This is a genomic window from Sphingomonas sp. Leaf21 (assembly GCF_916858675.1).
GTDB lineage: Bacteria > Pseudomonadota > Alphaproteobacteria > Sphingomonadales > Sphingomonadaceae > Sphingomonas.
Window position 1 is genome coordinate 281,642 of record NZ_CAKASM010000002.1, and the last position, 9,529, is coordinate 291,170.

The following is a 9,529-nucleotide window of genomic DNA, read 5'->3' on the forward strand; positions in this document are numbered from 1 at the left end:
TCGCTTTGGAAAACAAGGCTTCGTTAAACCGCGGGTTAAATTAGTGTCATCGTTGTTGCAGGAATGTGACATGATCGACACATCCCTGCAATCTAACGGTTAATCGCGCAATTTTCGCAAAGAGGCGTGTTTACCGCTCAACACACATGGCGATGCCCATGCCGCCGCCGATGCACAGCGTCGCCAGACCCTTCTTGGCGTCGCGCTTCCGCATTTCGTAGATCAGCGTGGTCAGCACCCGCGCGCCGCTGGCGCCGATCGGATGGCCCAGCGCGATCGCGCCGCCATTGACGTTGACCTTGTCCGGATCGAAACCCAGTTCCTTGCCGACCGACAGCGCCTGCGCCGCGAACGCCTCGTTCGCTTCGATCAGGTCGAGATCGCCGACCGTCCAGCCCGCCTTTTCCAGCGCCCGCTTGGTCGCGGGGACCGGGCCGATACCCATCACCGACGGATCGACACCCGCCGAGGCCCAGCTCTTGATCGTGGCGAGGATCGTGCTGCCGCGCTTCTCGGCCTCCTCGCGGGTCATGAGGACGAGCGCGGCGGCGCCGTCGTTCAGGCCGGAGGCGTTGGCGGCGGTCACCGTGCCGTCCTTCTTGAACGCGGGGCGGACGCCCGACACGCTCTCGATCGTCGCGCCCGCGCGGATATATTCGTCGTCGGCGACGACCGTGTCGCCCTTGCGACCCTTGATGGTGACCGGCGCGATCTCGTCCTTGAAGCGACCCTCGCCGCGCGCCTTTTCGGCCAGGTTCTGCGAGCGGACCGCGAACTGGTCCTGATCGTCGCGGGTGACCTGATATTGCTCGGCGAGGTTCTCGGCGGTGATGCCCATGTGATAGCCGGCAAAGGCATCGGTCAGGCCGTCATGAACCATCGTGTCGACCATGGTCAGCGGGCCCATCTTGGTGCCGCCGCGCATCGTCTGGGCGTGCGGCGACAGCGACATGGATTCCTGTCCGCCAGCGACGACGATGGTCGCGTCGCCATTGGCGATCGCCTGCAGGCCCAGGGCGACCGCGCGGAGGCCCGATCCGCAGACCTGGTTGACGCCGTAGGCGGGGACCTCCTTCGGGATGCCGGCCGCCATCGATGCCTGGCGGGCGGGGTTCTGACCCTGCGCGGCGGTCAGTACCTGGCCGAGAATGACCTCGGACACGTCCTCGCCCTTGATGCCCGCCTGTTCCAGCGCGGCGGTGATCGCCACCCGGCCCAGCTCATGCGCGGGGGTGGCGGCGAACGCACCCAGGAAGCTGCCCACGGGGGTACGCTTGGCGGCGGTAATGACGATATCGGTCATGAAGGCTCCTCTCGACTTTCACTCTATCTAGGTGCGGGCAGCGCGGCGATCCAGTCGGCCAATGGTTGCCAGAGCTGGTCCCGCGCGCGCCCGCCGACGACCATGCCGACATGGCCGCTGCCCCCGGCCCGCCGATCGGACAGCCCGATCGCGGTGGCGGCGGGAACGATCCGGTCGGCGGCGGCGACGAATTCGACGCTAGGGGCGTCGCATTGCGCGGGTGTGACGGCCGAACCGGCGACTCGCCATTGTCCCGTTCCGGGGCGATCCTCGGCGATCAGCGCCTCGAACAGCTCGCGGCCGAAAGCATGGGGCAAGGGTGCGCCCTGATTCGCCCAATCCTCCAGCCGGATGAAGCGCCGTGCCGCCTCGCTGCGCGGATCGAGATCGGCGAAGGCGGCGTATTTGGCGATCGTCCGTGTGGGATCGAGTTGCCAGAACCCCGCTTGCAGCGCCTCCATCGGGACCATGCCCAGCGCTTCGGACGTCGGCTTGATTCCGGCCCATTGCGCGGCCATCGCGGCGCGCGCTTCCTCGCCATAGCCGGTGAAGTGCCACGGCGCGGCGATGGCGGCGAGCCCGGCCACCCGGCTCCGCGCGGCGGCGGCCATGGCGAGTGTGCCGCCGAGGCAATAGCCGACCAGAACCGGCGGCTCGGGAAAGGTTGCGATCAGTGGCAGCAGGAAACGTTCGACATGCCCCGCCACGTCGATGTCCCGGTCCTTCGCCCCCGGCGTGCCCCAGTCGATCAGCCAGGGATGAAAACCCTGGTTGCGCAGCCAGCGGATCAGTGAGCGATCGCGGGAGAGATCGAGGATCGAGGGCGGGTTGATCAGCGACGGCACGAACAGCACCGGTCGTCCGTCGCCTCCCGCATCGCGCAACCGGACGCGTCCGCGCCGCCGACGGACGGGGAGGGGGCGCATCGGACGCTCTCGCTTCGCAACCTGGAAGCGTCGCAATCCCTCCATGGCGCGCTGCACCAGATCGGGACTTTCCGCGGCTTCGCTGCGCAGCATCGCGAGGAACAACGGCAAAGGGCGTGGACCGTGTTGCGATGCGAAATCCATGGCGTTAGGCTGCACCAAAATCATGAAAGGCGGGGGTCGATGAAGAAGCAGGCGGCGGACGGCATTGTGATCGTCAAGAAATACGCGAACCGGCGGCTCTACAACACCGAAACCTCCTCCTACATCACGCTCGATCACCTGGCGGCGATGATCCGGGCGGGGCGCGACTTCAAGGTGGTCGACGCCAAGACCGACGAGGACATCACGCATAATGTCCTGACGCAGATCATCATGGAAGAGGAAAGCCGGGGCGAGACGATGCTCCCCGTCAATTTCCTGCGCCAGCTGATCGCGATGTATGGTGATTCGATGCAGGCGGTCGTGCCGGGCTATCTGGAGGCGTCGATGGACAGCTTCCGCCGCAACCAGGAGCAGTTCAAGTCGGCGGTCGAGGGCGCGTTCGCCAATACGCCCTTCGCCGACATGGCCAAGCGCAACCTGGCGATGTTCGAGGCGGCGACGCAGGGGTTCAAGCCCGGTGCGGCGATGCCGACCCCCGCGCCGACCCCGGCACCCGCCGCGGGCAAGGATGCGGAGATGGCAGCGCTGAAGGCGGAGCTCGCGGCGCTGAAGGACAAGATCGAGAAGCTGGGGGAGTAATCCCCTCGCGCCGTTCGGCCTGAGCATCGGCTGGCGCGTGCGGAGCGTGCGCTTCGACGTCGCTCGGGCCGCGCGGCGATGGGGAGCCGGACATGCCCGGGACTCCCCAATTCCCTCCATTGAACCCGCCGCCCCCCAACTCCATATCGCCGCGCATGAGCGGGAATGAACACGCCATGCCCACCTGGCATGGCACGACGATTTGCTCGGTGCGCCGTGGCGGCCGGGTGGTGGTGGCCGGGGACGGCCAGGTTTCGATGGGCCAGACGGTCATGAAGCCCAATGCGCGCAAGGTCCGGCGGCTGGGCGACGGCTCGGTCATCGGCGGCTTCGCGGGCGCGACGGCGGATGCCTTCACCCTGTTCGAGCGCCTGGAGGCCAAGCTGGAGCGCCACAACGGCCAGTTGCTGCGCGCCGCGGTCGAGCTTGCGAAGGACTGGCGGACCGACAAGTACTTACGCAACCTGGAGGCGATGATGATCGTCGCCGACAAGGACGTGACGCTGATCCTGACCGGAAACGGCGACGTGCTGGAGCCTGAGAACGGCATCTGCGCGATCGGATCGGGCGGCAATTACGCGCTGGCGGCGGCCCGTGCGCTCGTCGACTATGAACAGGATGCCGAGACGATCGCGCGCAAGGCGATGGCGATCGCCGCCGATGTCTGTGTCTACACCAATGACCGCGTCACGCTCGAAGCCATCGACGGCGCGCAGTAAACCAAGGTTGCCATGAACGACCAGCTGACCCCCAAGGCGATCGTCGCCGCGCTCGACGCGCATATCATCGGCCAGGCCGACGCCAAGCGCGCCGTCGCGGTGGCCATGCGCAACCGCTGGCGTCGCCAGCGCCTCGGCGCGGATCTGCGTGACGAGGTGACGCCCAAGAACATCCTGATGATCGGCCCCACCGGTTGCGGCAAGACCGAGATCAGCCGCCGTCTGGCCAAGCTGGCCGATGCGCCCTTCGTCAAGGTCGAGGCGACCAAGTTCACCGAGGTCGGCTATGTCGGCCGCGACGTCGAGCAGATCGCCCGCGACCTGGTCGAGGAGGCGATCCGGCTGGAGAAGGAGCGCCGCCGCGTCGCGGTGAAGGACAAGGCGGAGGAGGCGGCGATGAACCGCCTGCTCGACGCGCTGGTCGGCAAGGATTCGAGCCAGGCGACGCGCGAGGCTTTTCGCCAGCGCTTCCGTGACGGCCATCTCGACCAGACCGAGATCGAGATCGAACTGGAACAGGCTCCCGCCATGCCGTTCGAGATCCCCGGCGCCGCGCCGCAGATGATCAACCTGTCCGAGATGATGGGCAAGGCGTTCGGCGGCGGCCAGCCGCTCAAGCGCCGCAAGCTGACCGTCTCCGCCGCCTGGACCAAGCTGGTCGAGGAAGAGGCCGACAAGCGGCTCGATCAGGACGAGGTCAGCCGCGCCGCGCTGGCCGATGCCGAGGCGAACGGGATCGTCTTCCTCGACGAGATCGACAAGATCGCGGTCAGCGACGTGCGTGGCGGCTCGGTCAGCCGGGAGGGTGTGCAGCGCGACCTGTTGCCGCTGATCGAGGGAACGACGGTTTCGACCAAATATGGGCCGATGAAGACGGACCATATCCTGTTCATCGCGTCGGGCGCCTTCCACGTCGCCAAGCCGTCCGACCTGCTGCCCGAGCTCCAGGGGCGGTTGCCGATCCGTGTGGAACTCAAGGCGCTGACCGAGGGCGATTTCGTCGCGATCCTGTCGGATACCAAGGCGTCGCTGCCGCTTCAGTACAAGGCGTTGATCGGCACCGAGGGGGTGGAGGTGACCTTTACCGAGGACGGCATCGCCGCGATCGCCAGGATCGCCGCCGAAGTGAACGGACAGGTCGAGAATATCGGCGCGCGGCGGTTGCAGACGGTGATGGAGAAGCTGCTCGAAGAGGTCAGCTTCGAGGCGGAGGATCGCCAGGGGACGACGCTGACGGTCGATGCCGCCTATGTGGACAAGCAGTTGTCGGCGGTGGCGCGGAATACGGATCTGAGTCGGTTCGTCTTGTGATGGGGGTGGGGGCTCGGTGAGACACCGGCCCTCCCCCATCCCCTCCCGCTTGCGGGAGGGGCGTGCCAGGGGTCATCGTCGGGACTGGACAGAACCGTCCGATCTTGCCGCTCCCCTCCCGCTGGCGGGAGGGGATGGGGAGGGAAGGCCCCAGGCTACGCAGCCCGAAACCGTCCCTATTTCTTCCCACGCTCATACGGAACGAACCTGTCGAAGAAGCAACCGAAGTGAACGGACAGGTCGAGAATATCGGCGCGCGGCGGTTGCAGACGGTGATGGAGAAGCTGCTCGAAGAGGTCAGCTTCGAGGCGGAGGATCGCCAGGGGACCACGCTGACGGTCGATGCCGCCTATGTGGACAAGCAGTTGTCGGCGGTGGCGCGGAATACGGATCTGAGTCGGTTCGTCTTGTGATGGGGGTGGGGGCTCGGTGAGACACCGGCCCTCCCCCATCCCCTCCCGCTTGCGGGAGGGGCGTGCCAGGGGTCACCGTCGGGACTGGACAGAACCGTCCGATCTTGCCGCTCCCCTCCCGCTGGCGGGAGGGGATGGGGAGGGAAGGCCCCAGGCTACGCAGCCCGAAACAATCCCTATTTCTTCCCCCGCTCATACGGGACGAACCCGTCGAAGAAGCAATATTGCGACGGGATCGACATCCCCTGTTGCAGCACCCGGAACCGGTCGTTCCGGCAGAGCTGCGAGCCCCAGCGCTCGACGATCAGCGTGTTGAACGGGCGCAGGCCGGGACATTGGCCACGCACCTTGGCCTTCCACATGCGCTTGCCGCCGGGATTGATGACGATGACATTGTCGTCATAGATGGACGGCCCGGTCATGGTGACGCTGGTATCCACGCATTGGGCGGCGGGCCCGGCGACCCGGCCTTCGAACGGGTCGGACTTGGCGGCCGAGAGGGTGAGCGCCAGCGCCAGGCTGGCGACGGTAGCGAGACGCGCGTGCATCATTGTGCCTTCCGATAGGGGACGAACTGGCCGAAGCTGCAACTGCCGGTGAAGAAGCCGGAGGACCGGTCGACCGTCTGTGCGATGTCGCCCGAGCAAAGCTGCCCCGTGGGGGTGCGCGTGACCAGTATGTCGCCGCGCGACCGCTGTCCGATCCCTTCGCAGCCGCCCGCCGTCTGGCTGACGTACTTCAGGCGCGGGCTGATCGTGTAGACGATGGTCGGGCCATAGGCATTGACCTGGCGGGTCGGAAATTGGCCGATACACTGGGTCGGCTTGTCCGGGCTCAGACCGCGCAGCGCGGCGGCGAGATCGGCCTGGTCGGTCGCTGCGGCCTGCTGCATCTGCGCGCGTTCGGCGGGCGTCGGCGTACAGCCTGCGATCGCCATGGCCATGATGGCGAAGGGGAGAAGGGGTCGGATACGCATATTTCAGCCTCCATCACGATATTCCCCCGTAGCAGGGACTCAACCCTTGAACGCGTCCTTGGCTGCACGCCGCTGCGCCAGTTCGGCGGGATCGACCGAACGGAGAAAGGGATTGGTCGCACGCTCCAGCGCGATGGTCGTCGGTATGGTAGGCTCTCCCTGTTCGCGCATCGCCGTCACCTCGACCAGCCGGTCGGCGACCGCCTCGTTTTCGGGCTCGGCCACCGCCGCGAAGCGGGCGTTGGACAGGGTATATTCGTGACCGCAATAGACGCGCGTGTCGCCGGGCAGCGCGGCGAAGCGACGCATATTCACATGCATCTGTTCCGCCGTACCCTCGAACAGTCGTCCGCAGCCCATGGCGAACAGCGTGTCGCCGCTGAAGATCACCGCGCGGTCGGCGAAGTGGAAGGCGATATGCCCCGCCGTATGCCCCGGCACCGACCAGATGGCGGCGCGCGCGTCGCCGATGGCGATCTCGTCCCCCTCGACCAGCAGCGTATCGAGTCCGGCGATCTTCTCCGCCTCCGTCGCCGGTCCCGCCACCCGAGCGCCCTGCGCCTTCAGCGCCTCGGCTCCGCCGACATGATCGGGATGCCAGTGGGTCAGCCACACCTGCTCGATCGTCCAGCCGCGCGCCGCGGCGGCGGCGGCGACCGGCGCCGCCTCGCCCGGATCGAGCGCGACCGTGCGGCCCGCATCGTGGATGAGCCAGGCATAATTGTCGGAAAGGACGGGGACTCGGACGATTTCCATGGCGCCCCCCTTACCAGCTTCCGACATTGGGCATCGAGGCCCATGGTTCGGCCTGGGGCAGCGCGCCGTCCTGCAACAGCTCGATCGAGATGCCGTCGGGCGTCTTGACGAAGGCCATATGCCCGTCGCGTGACGGCCGGTTGATCGTGACCCCCGCGTCCATCAGCCGCTGGCATGTCTCGTAGATATTGTCGACGCGGTAGGCCAGATGGCCGAAATTCCGCCCGCCGGTATAGACTTCCGGATCCCAATTGTGGGTCAGCTCGACCTCGGCACGCCCCTCGTCACCGGGTGCGGCGAGGAAGATCAGCGAGAAGCGCCCCGCCTCGTTGTCGATCCGGCGAACCTGCTTCAGGCCCAGCAGATCGAAGAAGCGGATCGTGGCGTCGACGTCGCTGACGCGGATCATGGTGTGAAGATAACGCATGGGCGCTCCTGGCTCTGGCGTGGGGGGGTGGGGCGCGCCCGGCGCCGCCCCGATCGATCACTGGCCATCCTACCCCCGACGCGGTCGGAGGACCATGACCTGGATAAGGTTCAGCGCGACGGGAATTGCGCCAGCGCCCTGGCAGTTTCGGCGCGGATCGGGCTGTCGGGCGGGGCGAGCCGCGCGGCCTCGCTCCACGCCTTGCGCGCGTTCGCCTCATCCCCCGCGATCGCGGCGATATTGCCCGCCTCGAGCTGGACGCTGGGGTCGTCGGCGGCGCGGGCCAGCGCCTGGCCGATATCCTTCTGCGCGCGCGGCAGATCCTTCATCCGCCGCGCCAGCGTTGCCGACAACAGCCAGGCGAGCGGATCGGCGGGCGCGTTGACCAGCGCGGCGTCCAGATCGACCCGCGCCGCCATCGGCTGTCCCGCCGCCACCAGCGCGCGGGCGCGGTCGAGCTGTGCCTCGCCCTGCGCGAAACCGGTCAGATCGCCGGAGGCCAGCGCCGCGTCGAGCGCGGTGCGCGCCTGGGTCGCGTCCCCCGCCGCCAGGAAGGCATTGCCCGCCTGTGCCCAGTAATTGCCCGCGCGAACGTCATGCGCGGTCTCGGCGGACCGGGCGGCCTGCTGGAAGGCGCTGGCCGCCGCCGCCCATTGCCGCTCGGTCGTGTAGGCGAGGCCCATGCACTGCTGTGCGAAATACCCCCCGCCCGCCAGCGTCCAGCTACTCGCCTCCATCCGCGCGGCGGCGGGGCTGCGCTCGGCCATCGCGACGCAGCGCTCGTAGCGCGCCTCGCGCGGATCGGCGGGCAGCTGGACAGGCTGGGCGGCGGTCCTGGGAGGGGGCGTCCGGGTCGCGGGCTTTGGCGCGGTCTGGACGGCGGCGGCGAGCGCGAGGGGGAACAGGATCATAAACGGCTCGACACTTCCTCGACGGCGCGGATCAACAGCGCGATATCGCTGTCGCGCGACAGGCGATGGTCGCCATCCTTGATCAACAGAGTCTGCACATCGGCTGAACGAAACAATTGCGCCAGATGCGTGGTCCGGTGCCAGGGAACGTCCTTGTCCTCCATCCCCTGGAGCAGCCGGACGGGGCCATCGAAGGCGATGGTCGCGAAGGTCAGTCGGTTGGCCTCGCCCGACGACCAGAAGCGGCGGGTATAGACGGTCGGCGCGGGGCCATAGGGATTGGGCCGTTCGAGCTTCCCGGTCTGGAGGATCGCCATCTTCTCCTCGGTCGAAAAGCCCCAATCGGTGAAGTCGGGCGCGGGGGCGATGCCGACCAGCGCCTTGACCCGATCGGGCCGGGCGCGCGCGGCGAGCAGCATCAGCCAGCCACCCATCGACGACCCGACCAGCACCGCCGGTCCCCTGACGACATCGTCCAGCATCGCGACCACATCGTCGCGCCAGTCGGCCAGCGCCTGATCCTCGAACGCGCCCGGCGACTCGCCGCAACCGCGATAGTCGAAACGCAGGAAGGCCCGTCCGCTTTCGCGCGCCCAGGCTTCGAGCGCCAGCGCCTTCGACCCCTGCATGTCCGAGGCATAGCCGGGCAGGAAGACGATCGCGGGACCGCTGCCGTCGGTCCATCGATAGGCGAGCCTGGGGCGCGGGGCGGGGGGCGTATCTGTCATCACGGGCATTTAGGGGCCGCACGGTGCGATGGAAACCCGTACCCGTCCTCCCCATCTCCGATGGGGAGGGGGACCGCCGCGAAGCGGTGGTGGAGGGGCGGGGCGGTCGCCAGCTTTCCCGCCGTTCGCGGGAAGGCCCCACCACCACGCTCTGCGAGCGTGGTCCCCCTCCCCATCGGAGATGGGGAGGAATGGGGATGCGCCTCCTGACTGAACGCGATTCCTCTCCAAGCTCGCTTGGGGAGGGGGACCGCCGCGAAGCGGTGGTGGAGGGGCGGGGCGGTCGCCAGCTTTCCCGCCGTTCGCGGGAAGGCC

The 9,529-nt window shown here is 67.8% G+C and carries 11 protein-coding genes and 1 pseudogene; 4 read left to right on the forward strand and 8 right to left on the reverse strand.

The annotated features are described in order from the left end of the window. Positions 1 to 130: 130 nt before the first annotated feature. Positions 131 to 1,303, reverse strand: coding sequence for an acetyl-CoA C-acetyltransferase (locus LRP66_RS03820; RefSeq protein ID WP_230481176.1), 1,173 nt, complete (start codon positions 1,301 to 1,303; stop codon positions 131 to 133). 23 nt (positions 1,304 to 1,326) lie between these two features. Next, positions 1,327 to 2,373, reverse strand: coding sequence for an alpha/beta fold hydrolase (locus tag LRP66_RS03825; protein WP_230481177.1), 1,047 nt, complete (start codon positions 2,371 to 2,373; stop codon positions 1,327 to 1,329). A gap of 39 nt (positions 2,374 to 2,412) precedes the next feature. Here LRP66_RS03825 and phaR point away from each other — a divergent pair, with 39 nt between their 5' ends. The 4 genes and pseudogenes from phaR to LRP66_RS03845 all read left to right on the forward strand — a co-directional run. Continuing rightward, entirely contained in the window at positions 2,413 to 2,973 is a 561-nt protein-coding gene (gene phaR, locus LRP66_RS03830; protein WP_230481178.1) for a polyhydroxyalkanoate synthesis repressor PhaR, read from the forward strand. 176 nt (positions 2,974 to 3,149) lie between these two features. After that, positions 3,150 to 3,692: an ATP-dependent protease subunit HslV gene (gene hslV, locus LRP66_RS03835; protein ID WP_230481179.1), complete on the forward strand. Its 543-nt coding sequence runs from the start codon at positions 3,150 to 3,152 to the stop codon at positions 3,690 to 3,692. A 12-nt stretch (positions 3,693 to 3,704) separates the two neighbouring features. After that, a complete protein-coding gene (hslU, locus tag LRP66_RS03840) occupies positions 3,705 to 5,003 on the forward strand; it encodes an ATP-dependent protease ATPase subunit HslU (protein ID WP_230481180.1) in 1,299 nt (432 codons plus the stop codon). Between the two features lie 218 nt (positions 5,004 to 5,221). Then, positions 5,222 to 5,416 (forward strand): annotated as a pseudogene (locus LRP66_RS03845) (HslU--HslV peptidase ATPase subunit); the annotation flags it as partial. Positions 5,417 to 5,592: 176 nt separating this feature from the next. On the opposite strand, the gene LRP66_RS03850 reads toward LRP66_RS03845, so the two are convergent. The 6 genes from LRP66_RS03850 to LRP66_RS03875 all read right to left on the reverse strand — a co-directional run bounded on the left by LRP66_RS03850 (position 5,593) and on the right by LRP66_RS03875 (position 9,214). Then, positions 5,593 to 5,964, reverse strand: coding sequence for a DUF6491 family protein (locus tag LRP66_RS03850; protein WP_230481181.1), 372 nt, complete (start codon positions 5,962 to 5,964; stop codon positions 5,593 to 5,595). After that, positions 5,964 to 6,392, reverse strand: a complete 429-nt coding sequence (locus tag LRP66_RS03855; RefSeq protein WP_230481182.1) for a hypothetical protein — start codon at positions 6,390 to 6,392, stop codon at positions 5,964 to 5,966. Before LRP66_RS03855 ends, LRP66_RS03850 begins: the two co-directional genes overlap by 1 nt. A gap of 39 nt (positions 6,393 to 6,431) precedes the next feature. Further along, a complete protein-coding gene (gene gloB / locus LRP66_RS03860) occupies positions 6,432 to 7,148 on the reverse strand; it encodes a hydroxyacylglutathione hydrolase (protein WP_230481183.1) in 717 nt (238 codons plus the stop codon). Positions 7,149 to 7,158: 10 nt separating this feature from the next. Continuing rightward, the gene (locus LRP66_RS03865; protein ID WP_230481184.1) at positions 7,159 to 7,575 is read right to left on the reverse strand and encodes a VOC family protein; all 417 of its coding nucleotides are present in this window, start codon (positions 7,573 to 7,575) and stop codon (positions 7,159 to 7,161) included. A 110-nt stretch (positions 7,576 to 7,685) separates the two neighbouring features. Next, positions 7,686 to 8,486 carry a tetratricopeptide repeat protein gene (locus LRP66_RS03870; RefSeq protein WP_230481185.1) on the reverse strand — a complete coding sequence of 267 codons (801 nt, stop codon included), beginning with the start codon at positions 8,484 to 8,486 and terminating at the stop codon, positions 7,686 to 7,688. Then, a complete protein-coding gene (locus LRP66_RS03875) occupies positions 8,483 to 9,214 on the reverse strand; it encodes an alpha/beta hydrolase (RefSeq protein ID WP_230481186.1) in 732 nt (243 codons plus the stop codon). The genes LRP66_RS03870 and LRP66_RS03875 overlap by 4 nt, the downstream gene beginning before the upstream one ends. Positions 9,215 to 9,529: the final 315 nt, after the last annotated feature.

Bases quoted from the DNA above. Each gene is read 5' to 3' on its own strand.
- hslU (WP_230481180.1), top strand. From the start codon at position 3,705: ATGAACGACCAGCTGACCCCCAAGGCGATCGTCGCCGCGCTCGACGCG.
- LRP66_RS03825 (WP_230481177.1), bottom strand. From the start codon at position 2,373: ATGGATTTCGCATCGCAACACGGTCCACGCCCTTTGCCGTTGTTCCTC.
- LRP66_RS03850 (WP_230481181.1), bottom strand. From the start codon at position 5,964: ATGCACGCGCGTCTCGCTACCGTCGCCAGCCTGGCGCTGGCGCTCACC.
- phaR (WP_230481178.1), top strand. From the start codon at position 2,413: ATGAAGAAGCAGGCGGCGGACGGCATTGTGATCGTCAAGAAATACGCG.
- LRP66_RS03870 (WP_230481185.1), bottom strand. From the start codon at position 8,486: ATGATCCTGTTCCCCCTCGCGCTCGCCGCCGCCGTCCAGACCGCGCCA.
- LRP66_RS03875 (WP_230481186.1), bottom strand. From the start codon at position 9,214: ATGACAGATACGCCCCCCGCCCCGCGCCCCAGGCTCGCCTATCGATGG.
- LRP66_RS03855 (WP_230481182.1), bottom strand. From the start codon at position 6,392: ATGCGTATCCGACCCCTTCTCCCCTTCGCCATCATGGCCATGGCGATC.
- LRP66_RS03865 (WP_230481184.1), bottom strand. From the start codon at position 7,575: ATGCGTTATCTTCACACCATGATCCGCGTCAGCGACGTCGACGCCACG.
- gloB (WP_230481183.1), bottom strand. From the start codon at position 7,148: ATGGAAATCGTCCGAGTCCCCGTCCTTTCCGACAATTATGCCTGGCTC.
- hslV (WP_230481179.1), top strand. From the start codon at position 3,150: ATGCCCACCTGGCATGGCACGACGATTTGCTCGGTGCGCCGTGGCGGC.
- LRP66_RS03820 (WP_230481176.1), bottom strand. From the start codon at position 1,303: ATGACCGATATCGTCATTACCGCCGCCAAGCGTACCCCCGTGGGCAGC.